Annotated in this window: 16 protein-coding genes, 1 riboswitch and 1 other annotated feature; of the genes, 9 read left to right on the top strand and 7 right to left on the bottom strand. The window is 33.2% G+C overall.

Going from position 1 to position 15,240, the window contains the following annotated elements; genetic code table 11:
• Window positions 1–20 precede the first annotated feature (20 nt).
• The 5 genes from dapA to ppcA are packed head-to-tail and all read left to right on the top strand — an operon-like array spanning window position 21 to window position 5,558.
• On the top strand, window positions 21–935 hold the full coding sequence (gene dapA, locus FD06_RS00170) for a 4-hydroxy-tetrahydrodipicolinate synthase (RefSeq protein ID WP_054657291.1): 915 nt from the start codon (window positions 21–23) through the stop codon (window positions 933–935).
• A gap of 2 nt (window positions 936–937) precedes the next feature.
• Window positions 938–1,717: a 4-hydroxy-tetrahydrodipicolinate reductase gene (dapB, locus tag FD06_RS00165; protein ID WP_054657289.1), complete on the top strand. Its 780-nt coding sequence runs from the start codon at window positions 938–940 to the stop codon at window positions 1,715–1,717.
• A gap of 27 nt (window positions 1,718–1,744) precedes the next feature.
• Window positions 1,745–2,920, top strand: a complete 1,176-nt coding sequence (locus FD06_RS00160; RefSeq protein WP_056965510.1) for an aminotransferase class I/II-fold pyridoxal phosphate-dependent enzyme — start codon at window positions 1,745–1,747, stop codon at window positions 2,918–2,920.
• A 21-nt stretch (window positions 2,921–2,941) separates the two neighbouring features.
• Window positions 2,942–4,018, top strand: coding sequence for an aspartate-semialdehyde dehydrogenase (locus FD06_RS00155; RefSeq protein ID WP_054657286.1), 1,077 nt, complete (start codon window positions 2,942–2,944; stop codon window positions 4,016–4,018).
• Window positions 4,019–4,049: 31 nt separating this feature from the next.
• Complete coding sequence (ppcA, locus tag FD06_RS00150) at window positions 4,050–5,558, top strand: phosphoenolpyruvate carboxylase (RefSeq protein WP_056965509.1); 1,509 nt, start codon at window positions 4,050–4,052, stop codon at window positions 5,556–5,558.
• 38 nt (window positions 5,559–5,596) lie between these two features.
• On the opposite strand, the gene FD06_RS00145 is transcribed toward ppcA, so the two are convergent.
• The 4 genes from FD06_RS00145 to FD06_RS00130 form a co-directional block, all read right to left on the bottom strand.
• Window positions 5,597–6,043 (bottom strand): Fur family transcriptional regulator, encoded by a 447-nt coding sequence (locus tag FD06_RS00145; RefSeq protein WP_056965508.1) that lies wholly within the window; start codon window positions 6,041–6,043, stop codon window positions 5,597–5,599.
• 108 nt (window positions 6,044–6,151) lie between these two features.
• Complete coding sequence (locus FD06_RS00140; protein ID WP_056965507.1) at window positions 6,152–6,526, bottom strand: hypothetical protein; 375 nt, start codon at window positions 6,524–6,526, stop codon at window positions 6,152–6,154.
• A 48-nt stretch (window positions 6,527–6,574) separates the two neighbouring features.
• Window positions 6,575–7,492 (bottom strand): homocysteine S-methyltransferase, encoded by a 918-nt coding sequence (gene mmuM, locus FD06_RS00135; RefSeq protein ID WP_056965506.1) that lies wholly within the window; start codon window positions 7,490–7,492, stop codon window positions 6,575–6,577.
• Entirely contained in the window at window positions 7,485–8,867 is a 1,383-nt protein-coding gene (locus FD06_RS00130; protein WP_056965505.1) for an amino acid permease, read from the bottom strand. Before FD06_RS00130 ends, mmuM begins: the two co-directional genes overlap by 8 nt.
• 42 nt (window positions 8,868–8,909) lie before the next feature.
• Window positions 8,910–9,138 (bottom strand) — a binding site (T-box leader).
• Window positions 9,139–9,274: 136 nt separating this feature from the next.
• Here FD06_RS00130 and FD06_RS00125 point away from each other — a divergent pair.
• From FD06_RS00125 to FD06_RS00105, 4 genes are all read left to right on the top strand, one after another.
• A complete protein-coding gene (locus FD06_RS00125; protein ID WP_056965504.1) occupies window positions 9,275–10,303 on the top strand; it encodes a lactonase family protein in 1,029 nt (342 codons plus the stop codon).
• Window positions 10,304–10,370: 67 nt separating this feature from the next.
• Window positions 10,371–10,571 (top strand): hypothetical protein, encoded by a 201-nt coding sequence (locus FD06_RS00120; protein WP_054657278.1) that lies wholly within the window; start codon window positions 10,371–10,373, stop codon window positions 10,569–10,571.
• A gap of 100 nt (window positions 10,572–10,671) precedes the next feature.
• Entirely contained in the window at window positions 10,672–11,145 is a 474-nt protein-coding gene (locus tag FD06_RS00115) for a DUF2798 domain-containing protein (protein ID WP_054657276.1), read from the top strand.
• Between the two features lie 508 nt (window positions 11,146–11,653).
• The gene (locus tag FD06_RS00105; protein ID WP_056965502.1) at window positions 11,654–12,496 is read left to right on the top strand and encodes a DegV family protein; all 843 of its coding nucleotides are present in this window, start codon (window positions 11,654–11,656) and stop codon (window positions 12,494–12,496) included.
• Between the two features lie 6 nt (window positions 12,497–12,502).
• Here FD06_RS00105 and FD06_RS00100 read toward each other — a convergent pair whose 3' ends face one another.
• From FD06_RS00100 to FD06_RS00090, 3 genes are all read right to left on the bottom strand, one after another.
• Window positions 12,503–13,186 (bottom strand): aquaporin, encoded by a 684-nt coding sequence (locus tag FD06_RS00100; protein ID WP_237757209.1) that lies wholly within the window; start codon window positions 13,184–13,186, stop codon window positions 12,503–12,505.
• Window positions 13,187–13,245: 59 nt separating this feature from the next.
• A complete protein-coding gene (locus FD06_RS00095; RefSeq protein ID WP_056965500.1) occupies window positions 13,246–13,587 on the bottom strand; it encodes a hypothetical protein in 342 nt (113 codons plus the stop codon).
• A 98-nt stretch (window positions 13,588–13,685) separates the two neighbouring features.
• Window positions 13,686–14,987, bottom strand: coding sequence for a nucleobase:cation symporter-2 family protein (locus FD06_RS00090; RefSeq protein ID WP_269147718.1), 1,302 nt, complete (start codon window positions 14,985–14,987; stop codon window positions 13,686–13,688).
• Between the two features lie 75 nt (window positions 14,988–15,062).
• A riboswitch (purine riboswitch) is annotated at window positions 15,063–15,161 on the bottom strand.
• Window positions 15,162–15,240 lie beyond the last annotated feature (79 nt).

Below are 15,240 nucleotides of genomic sequence, written 5' to 3'. Positions count from 1 at the left end.
AAATAAATAGGGGCGTTATTATGTTTGAAAATGTAGACTTAATGACCGCAATCATTACACCGTTCAACGAAAACGATGAAATTGATTACGTTGCATTAAAAAAATTAACCAATCACTTATTAGAAACGGGTAGTCGTGGATTTGTCATTGGTGGTACTACAGGTGAGACACCAACTTTAACTCATGATGAAAAATTAGAGCTTTATAAAAATTTTGCTGTAATTGTTAACAAAAGAGTACCAGTTATCGCTGGTACAGGGAGTAACAATACTAAAGAAACTATCAATTTTACTAAAGAAGTTGAAAAAATTGATGGAATTGATTCAGCATTAGTTGTAGTTCCCTACTATAATAAACCTAATCAGAGATGTATGAAGGCTCATTTTAAATCAGTAGCTGATAATACAAATATTCCAATTGTGATTTATAACATCCCGGGACGTACCGGGGTTTCGATGGATAAGGAAACAATCGCAGAATTGTCTCAAGAACCTAGCGTTGTCGGAGTTAAACAATGTAATCCAATTGAAGATATCGAATATTTAGTTGATCATACAGACCAAAACTTTGCTATATATACAGGTGAAGATGCTCAAACTATGTACGCTAAATCAGCAGGTGCTAATGGAGTTATATCAGTAGCTTCTCATATTTATGGAAATGAGATGCGTCATTTGTTGGATGCTTTAGAGCAAGGGCAAGTATCTGTGGCTGCAAAACTACAAAGATTTTTAACTCCTAGGATGAATGCATTATTTATGTATCCGTCACCTTCACCAGTTAAAGCAGTGTTAAATGCACAAGGTTTTGCGGTCGGTGGATGTAGATTACCAATTTTATCACTGAATAATTTGGAAAAACAAACCTTAGCTAAGGCTTTAAAGCTTGATGAAAATGCTTTAATGCATAAATTATCACTAGAGTTAGGAGATTAATTATGATAAGAGTTTTTCTTGCTGGTTACAATGGCTCAATGGGACAAAAAGCAATTCATATGATTCAAGAAACTGAAGATTTTGAATTAGTTGGTGGCTTAGCTCCTAGTGCCAACGATAATGATAAAAGTAAATATGGGCTATCTGATGAAGTTAAGCTATTTACCAATTTAAATGAAATTAATGTATCTGCTGATGTTTGGGTTGATTTTACAGTGCCAAATTCAGTATATCAAAACGTTAAATTTGCGATTGAACATAAAATGCGTCCAGTAGTTGGCACGACCGGATTGAGTGATGATCAATTAGCTGAATTGAAAGGATTAAGTCGTTCTAATCAGTTAGGTGGCTTAATTGCACCCAACTTTGGACTTTCAGCAGTATTATTGATGAAATTTGCTCAAGAAGCGGCACAATATTTCCCAGATGTGGAAATTATTGAAATGCACCATGATGATAAAAAAGATGCACCATCTGGAACGGCTTTAAATACAGCTAAGATGATTGATAAAGTTAGACCAGCCCATGAACAAGGTGCTGATGACAACGTTGAAACATTAGCTAATGTACGTGGTGGAGATTATAACGGAATTAGAGTTCACGCTGTAAGGCTGCCTGGGTATGTTGCTCATGAACAAGTATTGTTTGGTGGTGCTGGCGAGGCACTTACTATCCGACAAGATTCATTTGATCGTGGCTCTTTCATGAACGGTGTAAAGATTGGAATTGAAAAAGTTATGGATGTAAATGAATTAGTGGTTGGATTAGAAAATGTAATGTAGTAAAAACCAGATGGGAGATTAATTATTATGCCAAGATTATTATCAAATTTAAAAGACACATATAATGAAAAGTTAGATTTAGTAGGGCCATCAGGAATTAGAGCATTTGATAAAAAAATATCTAGTATTGATGGAATTGTAAAATTAACCATTGGAGAACCAGATTTAAATACTCCTGAACATGTTAAAAAAGCTGCTATGGATAGTATCAAAAATAATGATTCTCATTATTCAGCTCAAACTGGTAAATTAGAATTGCGTCAGGCGATTTCCAATTACTTAAAGAAAGAGCAAAATCTTGATTACAATCCACAAAGTGAAGTGGTGGTTACAGTTGGAGCTACTGAAGCAATTTATGCTACTTTTGAAACGATGTTAAATCCTGGTGACAAAGTTATTTTACCTACCCCAACTTTTGCTTTATATTATCCAATTATTAAATTATTAGGTGCTCAACCAATTATGGTTGATACATCTAAGGATAATTTTGAACTAACTGCAGAACATCTAGAACAAGTTATTGAACGTGAAGGGGATGCAGTTAAGGCTATTTTAATTAATTATCCTGGTAACCCCACTGGTGTTGAATATTCAAAAGAAAACTTAGAAGCTTTAGCTAACGTTGTTAAGAATCATGATATTTTTATGATTACAGATGAAATCTATTGTGAATTGACTTACGGAGTTGAACATTATTCAATTGCTCGATTACTACCAGAGCAAACAATTTATATTAATGGAGTTTCTAAATCACATGCGATGACTGGTTATCGAATTGGATATGTCTGTGGTCCAGAAGAATTTATGCAAAAGCTAACTAAAGTGCATGCTTTTATGATTACATCACCATCTAATCCTGCACAAGTGGCTGCATACGAAGCATTAGCTAATGGATTAAATGACCCAATTGAAATGCGTGAAATCTATCGTCGTCGTCGTGATTATATTGTTAGTGCTTTAGAAACTATGGGCTTTGACATGGCGACACCACGAGGTGCTTTCTATGTCTTTGCAAAAATTCCTGCACAATGTAACCAAAATGATGCGGAATTTGCGCTTGAATTAGCTGAAAATGCTAAAGTTGGTGTGATACCTGGTTCAGCCTTCGGTGATGGAGGTCAAGGATACATTCGTCTTTCCTATGCAGCTTCTGATGAAGATATAAAAGTTGCAATGAATCAAATGAAAAATTATTTAGCATAATTTATATAGGAGATTTTAAAAATGAAAGAATATAATGTAGCAATTTTAGGTGCCACGGGTGCTGTTGGAACTAGAATGATTGACCAATTAGCAAAATCGACGGTTCCAGTAAAATCATTAAAACTTTTAGCATCAGCAAAATCAGCTGGTAAAAAATTATCATTTAAAGGTCAAGAGATAACGGTAGAAGAGGCTGTTCCAGAAGCTTTTGACGATGTTGATTTAGTCCTAGCATCAGCTGGTGGAGCAGTTTCTAAGAAATTATTACCAGAAGCAGTTAAACGTGGAGCGGTATGTGTTGATAACACCAGTGCATTTAGAATGAACCCAGATGTTCCATTGGTAGTGCCTGAAGTGAACGAGGATGCTTTAAAAGACCATAAGGGAATTATTGCTAATCCTAACTGTTCAACCATTCAAATGGTAGTTGCTTTGGCACCCGTATTTAGAAAATATGGTTTAAAGCAAATTATAGTTTCTACTTATCAAGCTGCTTCGGGTGCTGGTCAATCAGCTTTGAATGAATTTTATAAACAAACTCAACAATTCTTAGATGGCAAGAATATGGATGCAAATATTTTACCTACTGCTGGTGACAAAAAGCATTATCCATTAGCTTTTAATTTATTACCTCAAATCGATGTATTTGAAGATGATGGTTATTCACATGAAGAATGGAAGATGATTCATGAAACCAAAAAAATTATGCTAAATGATATGGATGCTAAAGATATAAAAGTTACAGCAACTTGTGTGCGTGTGCCAGTTCCAATTGCTCACGGCGAATCAGTTTACTTTGAAGTGGAAGACAGTTCTGCTACTAAAGAAGATATTCAAAAATGTATTGCTGATGGGGATGGCGTTACATTACAAGATAATCCGTCTAATCAAGTTTATCCACAGCCAATTAATGCAGTTGGTAACCGAGAAACTTATGTGGGACGTGTTCGTCCTGATAATGAAAATCCGGGGGCCTTTAATATGTGGGTAGTCGCTGACAACTTGCTTAAAGGAGCAGCTTGGAACACGGTTGAAAATGCTGAACGTTTAGTTGAACATGACTTGGCTCGCGTTCCAAAAGACTACTTTAAAGCATAATATTTATTGCCAATTTTAGGAGGAAAATCTAATGAACAGAAAAATTCCAAATGTAATGGGAACCCAACATCCAGATAACGCCAACGTGCCTTTCTTTAAACATCATGATAATCCTTTCGTATCAGCTTTTAGAGAAATTGATGAAGCATATCAAAATTATTCAGTTTTAGATGCTGATGAATATATGTGGGACTGGGAAGGTAAGCATGCTGACGCTTCAGTTGTAAATCGTCTTTACTCTAAGCACTATGATTATTTTACTAAACATTCACTAGGTAAAGATAAGTACTTAACTTTTAGACTACCAAACATTTGGGAAGAAAAAGGCTATAGCTTAATGCAAGCTATGACTACGATGATGTTAGCAGAGGATTTTGCGGATGATTTAAACTTTGATAATCGACCATTATTTGAAGCTATTTTGCCAATGACTAGAAATGCTGACCAATTAATTGCGATGGAAGATAAGTTTGCAGCTTTGGCTAAATTTAAAAACGAAGAATTTAAAAATGTTCATCCAAATAGTGATACATTACAAATGATTCCGTTATTTGAAAGCTTTGAATCACAGTTCAATGCTCCTAAAATTTTGAAAAAATTCGTAGATATGTATCAAGACCATTTTGGTCGACCAATTGAATATTTACGAGTGTTCTTAGCTGGATCAGATTCAGCATTATCCAACGGTTTTCTAAATAGTATTATTGGAAATAAACTAGCATTGTCTAAGTTGGGTGAATTTTCTAAAGAGACTGGTTTACCAGTTTATCCAATTGCCGGAACTGGAAGTACTATTTTTAGAGGGGGCCTGTCACCTCGATTGGTTGATCGTTACTTGGAAGAATTTCCAGGCTTGAAGACCGCTACTATCCAATCCGCGTTTAGATATGATTTTCCATTAGATGAAGTTAAACCAGCTATTGAAAAGTTGAGAACTGGACTACAAAAGAGCGAATTTAATATTATAAACGATGAAGACCAAGCAATTTTATTAGAAATCGCTGAAAAAACTGCTAAAGAATATCATGTTACTTTAGACCCACTGATTGATGATTTACAAGCAGTATTTGATGCTTTTCCTAAGCGTCGTGATCGTCACCAACACGTTGGAATCATTGGCTATTCTAGAGATGTTGATGGATATAAAATGCCACGTGCCATTACGTTTACGGGCTCACTATATTCAGTTGGAATCCCACCTGAACTAATTGGTTCGGGCCGAGTATTAAAGAAATTGAGTTCTAAAGAATTTGAAGTCTTGGAAAAATACTATCCAAACATCCGTAATGATTTTGCCCACGTTATGAAATACTTCAGTCCAGAGGCCTTAGAAGTGTTGAAACAACATAATTCAGCATGGAAGGGTGTCGAAGAAGACATTCAGGCGATGGATGAATTATTTGGTATTAAAGCAGGTCCTGTAACTAAAGAACAAGTTAAGCATGCTCAATTAGCGACTGATTTAGTAAGTATAAAAGACATCCAAATTAGAACATTGTTAATTGAAAAAATGAGTAAACTAAGACAATTTTTAGGTTAAAAATAAAAAATCTCATGGATAAAATCTATGAGATTTTTTTATTTGAATTGTTTTTTACATTCGTTACATAAACCATACACTTCAATCCGACTAGTAGATGGCATAAAATCAGACTGATTTTTAGTTATATTTTTAAGTTCTTGATCAATTTCTTTATATTTAGGATAAAAAATATCAACTATTTTACCGCAATTTTCGCAAATGGCATGAAAATGAGGAGTACCAAAGAAATCATATCTTACACCACCGTCTTGATTAGGAATTTGAATAATAATACCTAATTTTTCAAATAATTCTAAATTATTATAGATAGTCGCTACACTTAAATTAGAAAATTCATCTTCCAAAGCTTTATAGATGGTTTCGACCGATGGATGATTATCATGATCAATTAAATATTTTAAAATTATTTGCCTTTGTGGAGTAATTCTTACTTTATTTTCTCTTAGTAGATTTAATGATTTTTGGTAAATATCATTTTCCATTAATGTCCTCCCTTTCAGTTTGTAATTATTATTAAATAATATAATATACTATTTATTATAAAGCAAATAACAAGATTAATATAATCATTAACCTTGTTATGAAATAAGTTATTTAATTACTTTAAAATTTTTGCAACCCAGCTGTTTTAGTAATGGAGAAATTCTTTCTAGAATTTGCTCTTGTTCGATTTGAGAAAGACTATCGTTAATAAATTCAATAAATGTTGTTTTCTTATTCAAATTAGATATTTTAATAATACCAACTAGTTGATTGTTTTTTCTTTGCTGAATTCCCCATACTAAATTTTCAGTTTGCATAATTTTTTGCATCGTTGCATTAACATAATCCATACTTTGCTCAATTGAAGTTTGATAGTTGGATTGTTTTTGTAATAGGTTAACATCCTTAATTTTAAAATTAGAAAGCCAATCTAACTTAAAAGTGGGGGTTAAGATAGGATGTAGCCATTCAAAACTTTGCATAAAATAATCATCTCCATTAATGATTATTCTATCTGATTGGGCGTTGCTTTAAAACAATTTGTCATGGATTAATTTAGTTTCTGCTTCTGAAGTGCAGCAACAACCGCCGACATATTTAGCACCTAAGGCAAGCCATTGTTTAGTTAATTCTAAAAATTCTATTTCTGATACACCGTTGTTTAACCATTTTTTTATTTTAGGGTCATACTGGGCTCCGGAATTAGGAAAAACGATAAGGTCTTTATGGTTTGGATAATTTTTAACTAGTTCTTTAATACTATCAGATACAATGTCTGGGGCAGTACAGTTATTACCATAAGCGATAACGCAGTCTGCTTGTTCTAATAGCTGTTGAACCTGTTTGATGGGGGTTTTATCAGCTAGATGATTATAATCACTTAAAGAGCAGCCCACGATAACAGGAATATCTTTATATTTTAATAATTTAATTAAGACTTTTAATTCTGCAAAGTTTGGGATTGTTTCTAATATTAAGACGTCGCACCCAGCTTCAATTAAAATCTTGATGCGATCAGTGTGAAATTGCTTTAGTTCTTCATCTGAGACGTTATAATCTCCAGTATATTCAGATCCATTAGCTAAATAAGCACCATATGGTCCAATGGCACCAGCTATCCATTTTTCTTGATTATTTTTAGATTTACTTCGACCATTTTTAGCTAATTGAACAGCTTTATTGATTAATTGTTCAGCCTCAACTTTATCAAATCCGGCATCTAAATAGCCCTTAATACTTGCTTGATAGGTGTTAGTTACAGTTAGATTAGATCCGGCATTAAAATATTCAGTATGAACATCTTCAATTAATTCAGGCTTTTCTACTAATGCTTGAGCAGTCCATAATTTATTATTTAAATCTAAATTTCTCTCTTCTAGTCCTAATGACATTGAGCTATCAATTAAGATTTTATCCTGCTTTTGACTCCAAGTTTTAAAGTTACTCATTTAAATCACCTTCCAATTTTTTCTTATATACAATTTGATAGTATGCATAGCAAATGATTGAGAATGGAATGCCGACAATAATGGCTATTCTTTGGCTAGGGTCGAGTGCAATTCCTAACAATGAAATAGAACAAATGATAATTACTATCCATGGAACGTAAGGATATCCGGGACTTTTATATTTTAGTTCGCTCAATGAATGCCCACTAGCGATGAATTGTTTACGAAAGTTTAGTTGCGACCATGCGATAATTAACCAGACCATTACGACTGCAAATGCTGAAATAGCAGTTAGTGCCAAGTAAACAGTATTAGGGGCGTAAACGCTCGAAAATAGAGCTAGAAACCCACCCATGATAGTTAAAATCAACCCGTAAATTGGCAATCCATTTTTAGTTAATTTTGCTAGTTTTTTAGGCAGGGTATTTTTGTCAGCTAACGACCATAACATTCTAGAAGCAGCGTATACACCTGAATTAGCTCCGGAGAAAATTGTAATGAATAGAATTAAGTTCATAATATTTCCAGCATATGGAATTCCAACGTTATTTAAAACCGATACAAACGGACTTTGTGTTAATGATGCTGAATGTTGAGGCAAGATGGAACCTAATACAATGATTGTTCCAATAAATAAAACGATTAAAATTAATAGGGTTTTCTTAATTGCTTGAGGAATACTTTTTTCAGGATTTTGTGTTTCCCCTGCCGCCACACTAATCATTTCGGTACCGGAAAAAGCAAAATTTGCTGAAAGAATTATTGAAATAACTGGAGCAATTCCGTTTGGAAACCATCCATTAGTGGTTAGTTCAGCAAAGAAAGGCTTAAAATTTTGTTGATGCGTTGGAATAACTTTAAATACCATTAGCAATCCAATAACTAAAAAGATTGCTAAAGCTGCAGCTTTGATTATAGACATCCAGAACTCACTTTTGGAAAGAATTTCAATTTTGATGGTATTTAATAACAATATAATTATGGCAAATAATAAATTAAAGCCCCAAATTGGAAAATGAGGGAAGTATTGTTTAGCAATCAACGATAAAGAAACAAACTGAGAGCCTAATGCAATGGTCCAAGTTAGCCAGTACAACCAAGCAGTTAAAAAGCCCATCCCTGGATTAATATATTTGCTAGCATAAGTATGAAAGGCACCAGTGTTTGGATTATGAACTGATAATTCACCTAAGCATGACATGATTAAACACACCAAAACAGATCCAACGATGTACGCTAGGATAGTTCCAACAGCCCCAGCAGATTGGATTGAATAGCCAGTACTCATAAAAATACCAGTACCAATTACACCACCTAATGATAGGGTTATTAAATGTTTACTTTCTAAACTTTTATCAAAATTTTTATTTGACATATATTTCACTCCTTCTAAAATAAAAAAGCACCCGCCCTTATTAAAAAGGGCGAGTGCCTCGCTGTACCACCTTAGTTTATAAATCAAAATTGATTTACCTCATCCGGAACTAATCATTCCTTTGCACGATATCAGGTGCTCCCGTTACGAACTAAATGTCGTTCGTAAAAGCTCAAAGACCATTTTCGTTAAATCCAACATATCCATTTTCACCCCACATGGACTCTCTGCAAAAATTGTATCTAACTACTTTTCTCATCATAGCTTAATATTCTCATTTGTTATTAATAATTATACTGATGATTTGATTTTAGTCAATACTTTTTTAGAGTCCTATTGTTTACGAAATGATTTATACATAATAGAATAGAGATAGTACAAAAACTATAACTGAAAGAGTGATAGTAATGACAGAAAAATTTTTAATTGGAACTTATACTAAAAAAAGTAGTGAAGGAATTTATGAACTTTCTTTAGATGCAGATAAGCTTAGCGACTTGAAGTTAGTAGCTAAAGTTGGTAATCCTACTTATGTTACCCAATCTAACGACAATCGTATATATGCAGTAGATAAAGATGCTTCTGGCAAGGGTGGTGCGATTGCTCTAGATGGCAGTCAACGTCCAGCAACTGAAATTAATAAAGTGATTGAAGAAAATACTAACCCAGCTTATATTACAGTTGATGAAAATCGCCAACTAGTTTATACCGCTAACTATCATACAGGTGAAGTGAAGGTATATCATATTGGTGACGATGGTGAATTAAATTTTGTTGATAAAGTTGTACATGAAGGCTCGGTTGGCCCTAGACCAGAACAACAAAACGGTGCGCATCCACACTATGCTGATTTAACTCCAGATAATCGTTTGGCAGTAGTTGATTTAGGTCAAGATAGGGTTTACATCTATGATGTTACTGACAACGGTAAATTAACTGAAGTTAGTCGTTTAGATATGGAAGCTGGCTTTGGACCTCGTCACATTGTGTTTGATGCAGACAAACAAGTTGCATATCTTGCTGGTGAATTAAGCAGTAAACTGGCTGTCTTAAATTATGATGCTGATAAGGGTGCCTTAAGTGCTAAACAAACAATTTCAACAATTCCTGATGATTGGACTGAACATAACGGTGCCGCTGCAATTCGTATGTCTAAAGATGGCAAGTTTATTTATCTTTCTAATCGTGGACACAATAGTTTAGCAGTATTTGAGTCTGATGATGATGCAAATGTTAAACTAATCCAACTAATTTCTACTGAAGGCGATTTTCCACGAGACTTTAACTTTAATGGGGATGAAAGTTTAGTAATTTGTTTGAATCAAAATACCAACAACGCTACACTTTACAGCCGTAATGCTGACAATGGTAAGTTAACGATAATACAAAAAGACTTCACAGTTCCTGAAGGAGTTTGTGTTGCTCCAGAAAAATAATTATTTAAAGGGGTTATTTGATTTATTCAAGTAGCCTTTTTTATTTTTAAAATCAGTGGTGATGATTATGACAGAAACGCAGCTAATTAAAATGGTTGATGAATTTAAGAAGTACAACATAACGATTAGACATAATGGACTTAGTATTGTTTCAATTAATGACCATCCAGCAACCTTAAATGCAGCAAAGTACATGCCAGACCAAATGGTAAGGGTTATTTGTCAATTTATGCAAACGCAAATTATCGCGGAAATGTGGCGAGCTTAATTTTGTAACATAATTGTTACTTACGAAGAAAATTTTCTTATGGTAATGTGAAAATATTGACTTTTAATGGTTTTATATTAAAGAAGGGAAGATATTTTCAATGCCAAGAAATTTTAAAGAAGAGTTAATGTTTACTGGAATGATGGCTGGCCTAATGGTCATTGTTATGGAATGCTATAATATTGCGTTAAGTGCAGGATTTAGTGATGGTTACGTAATTGAAGTTATTAAGGGTTATCCGTTAGCTTTAATCGTTGCTGCTATTTTAGATTTAGTGCTAGTGGGTCCCATCGTAAAGGGGATTTTCTTCAAATTTATTTTTAAAGAAAGTATGAAACAAAATCCGATTGTAATTGCGCTATGGATATCTTGTATGATGGTCTTAGGCATGGTGACTCTAATGTCTTGCTTTGGTTTAATTGTACAGATTGGATTTTTTAATTTTTCTTTTGGAACTTATTTACACACTTGGTTATTCAATCTAATTTTAGCTTTGCCGCTTCAATTAATCCTTGTAGGACCAATTTGTAGAGCTTTATTAGGAAAAATTCAAAGTAATTTAGATAGTAAATAAAAAAAGAAGCAATGATTTTGAACCGCCTTACAAAAGTTGGACATTAAAACTAACTTTTGTAAGGCACTACAATTTTCATTGCTTCTTTTTTAATAATTATTTTCTTGAGCGGTTTTAAAATCAATAAATAAGATTAGTATAAACACGAAGATTACTCTAAAGATTTTAACAGGATTGATACCTTCATCGATTAAAGAAAAAAGGTCGTTTAAAATTAATGAAATGGCAAATATATTCGTAATAAGTATGAATGTGATTGTTATTTTTCTAGCCAATATAAAACATCCTTAAGAAATTTAAATTTTTTATAATCATATATCTTTTATTTGTAAAATTCAAGTTAATCTGTTACACAATGTTACTTTAGTACATTTAAATGTTGCTTTTTATTAACTGATTCGTTAGGCTTTGTCAGCAGTTTCTAATATAATAGATGTAAAATGAATGAAAATTATTGTTAATACATTTATTATATATGTAGAAAATAAATAACGGAGGACTATTACGTATGATTAAAATAGTTACTGATTCGACTGCTTTACTATCTAAGGAAAAACAAGACGAATTTAATATCAATGTTATTCCACTTAATATTAATATTGGTGAAAAATCTTATAAAGATGGAATCGATATTAACGGTCAAACTTTAATTGATCAAATCGAAAACAACCCTAAAGCGCCATTTCCAATTACCAGTCAACCATCAATTGGTGATTTTGTAGAATTTTATAATGATTTAACTAAAGACGGTAGTGAAATTGTTTCAATTCACATGACTGACCTATTGAGTGGAACGGTAAATTCAGCTAGCCAAGCTGCTGATATAGCTGACGGTAAAGTAACCGTTATTAATAGTCATTTTATTGATCAAAACTTAGGTCATATAGTTTTAGAAGCTGCTAAAATGGTAAAAAACGGTGAAGAAGACGTTTCTAAAATTGTGAATGCTGTTAACGATATGATTAGTAAGAGTAGTTTATTTATTGGTGCTAGTACTTTAGATAATCTGGTTAAAGGTGGTCGTATTGGAAGAGCCAAAGGTTTAGTTTCTAAATTAATGAACCTACATGTTTTATTCCAGTTACAAGAAAAAGAACTTGTACTACAGGTAAAAGGTCGTGGTAAAAAAACTTTTACAAAGTGGTTTGCCAGCAAATTTGACGAAATGAAATCAAAAGATTTTTCATTTATTGGTATTAGCTACACGGGTAGTGATGAATGGCCTAAGCTAATGCAAGCTAAGTTAAAAGCCGCTTTCCCAGATTTAGAAATACCATTAATATATACTTCGGCAATTGTTTCTACCCATACTGGTAACAATGCTTTTGCTATTATGATGTGTCAAAAATAATCAAAGCTAAATTAAATTAGCCACAATTAACCCTAAAATACCACCAACAATTGGTCCAGCGATAGGAATTAAAGAATATTCCCACTGGGCCATTTTTTTGTCATATGTTTTAGTAAAAAATAATCTAGGAATAAAGTCCCGTGTTGGGTTTAAAGCAGCCCCCGTAATTGGCGAAACGGTTGTAATAACTGCTGTTATTAAGATTGATGACCAGATGGTTTTGACCCACCAAGTAATCTGGATATCATCCATAATTTGAGCATTTATAACAATTGTAAAAGTACCAATGGCTTCCCATGAAAAATTATAAAACCATTTGTGTAATTGGCGCGGAACAGTCGCAAAAAAATTTAAATTAACTGGCATTGTGTTTAAATACTTTGACCACATTTTTTGAACGGTTGCTGATGCCAACCACGCTCCAAAAATTTGAGTTACAAATTCACCAAGCATGGTTAACCAAGATATTTGATGGTTAACAGCCTGTGCGAAAGAAAAAATAGGATTAAAATTAGCTGTTCCAAAAAATAGGGTGCTAAACATTGAAGCTATAAATATGCTTAATCCCCAATAAGCACCGGTTAAAAAACGGCTTTGTGGCTTTGGATATAGGTTGTAATTTATAAATACACTGCTTACTAAGCCTAGTCCTAGCATTAAATATGTACCTATGAGTTCACCAATTATCATAATCAATTTAGCGGCCTCCCTTTGTCATTATTAAATAAAAATGACCATTGGAGGTCATCTTATTCGGCTTTCCAATGGTCAAATTTATCAAGATTGTTACCTAGGTATTCCATAGCTTCTTTAGCTAGTTTGTTTGCTTCATCAGTGATGTTTTCAGGATTTTCATGATACAAATCTGATATGTATCCTTCTCCGATATCATAATATTTTTCCTTACGACCAAAGCCGTTGTCTTTAAATAATTTATCTAAGTTATTTAAACCGTTTTTGCCAGCTTCGTATACTCGTTGAGCAATATCTTTATTATCATTACCTAAAATAGATGCACCATATGTGATTAAAAAATCATTCATATCAATAATGATTTCTTCACGATTCTTTTTATCAAATTTTTTAGCCATTAATACCACCTCAATTACAATTTTAATTCAGATTGATTTTAATTTAAAAAAATTTGATTAAAAAAGTCTACTCTAATTATTTGAGTAGACTTTTTAGGTTATTTATTTTTATTTAAAAGTTGAAATGCTAAGTTCATGATTACAGCTAGGAAACCACCAACCACAATTCCGTTATTAAGAATGATTTGGGCAGCTTGTGGTAAGGCATTGAATATTCCTGGATAAACAGTAACACCAATTCCGAAACCAATTGAAACGGCTACGATAAGTAAATTATTGTTATCATTGAAATCAACTTGTTGTAAAATTCTGATTCCTTGAACTCCAACCATTCCAAACATAACCACCATGGCACCACCAAGTACTGGACTTGGAATCACAGTAGCGAATGCTCCAACTTTAGGTAGCAATCCTAATAGTAACAAGAAGAATCCAGCATAGTAGATGGGACGTTTGGTCTTAATACCTGATAATTGCACAACACCAACATTTTCAGAAAAAGTTGAATAAGGGAAAGTATTAAAAATACCACCTAGCATGGCAGCGATTCCTTCTGAACGGTAACCTCGAGCTAAATCTTTACTGGAGATTTTTTTACCAGTAATGTCACTTAAGGCTAAGAAAACCCCAGTGGATTCAACCATAGTAGTTAGAGAAACTAAAATCATAGTGACGATGGCTGACCAATCAAATTTAGGGACTCCAAAGTAAAATGGTTCTGGAAAGTGTAACCAGCTGGCTTGAGAAACTGATTCAAATGAAATCATTCCCATCATGTATGCAATTAAAGTTCCACACGCCATACCCACTAATACCGAAATTGATTTAAAGAAACCTTTACCAAAAATATTAATTAAAATGATAATAGCCATAGTTGAAAAACCAATAATTAAATTATTAGCACTTCCAAACGTTTTAGCAGCAGCATTACCACCACCTAAATCTTGGAAAGCGACTGGAACTAAAGAAAAACCGATAATGGTAATTAAAGAACCAGTTACAACCGGAGGAAACAACTTTCTAATTTTTGAAAATAGGCCGGATATTAAAAATACAAATAAACCTGAAATAATAATAGCACCGTACATATATCCTAAACCTAAAGTCCCACCAATTGATTTTAGGGGAGCAACCACTTGAACCGCACAACCTAAAACCACTGGTAAGCCAATTCCTGTGATGGGAGTCTTCTTTAATTGCAGGAGCGTTGCAATCCCACACATAAAAATATCGGCTGAAACTAAGTAAGTTAGCTGAGCTGCTGATAGATGCAAGAATGTACCAATTAATAGCGGTACGATTACGTCACCAGAATACATAGCTAACAAATGTTGAAAACCTAAAATAGCTGATCTACCATGTGAAACTTGCTTGAGACCATTTTCTGAACTATTTTGCACAATAATCCTCCTAAATATTTTAAGCATCGTTTATACAAACTAAAAAAGACCTTTTGCATGACTAAAAGCAAAAAGTCTAGAATACTTTATGCTTATAGTCTAGGATTAACGGTCCTAGGTAGAAACTAACCAACCATATTTTGGTATTATATAAACAAATACTATTTAACTTGATAAATAATATATTAGCATTAGAAACGACTAAAAACAATCTATCATTAAATATTAAATTGTTTAAAAGTTATATTTTAAT

This window comes from Apilactobacillus ozensis DSM 23829 = JCM 17196 (genome assembly GCF_001435995.1).
Lineage (GTDB): Bacteria > Bacillota > Bacilli > Lactobacillales > Lactobacillaceae > Apilactobacillus > Apilactobacillus ozensis.
Note: the sequence above shows the minus strand (reverse complement) of the source record. Positions and strands in the feature narration are given on the sequence as shown.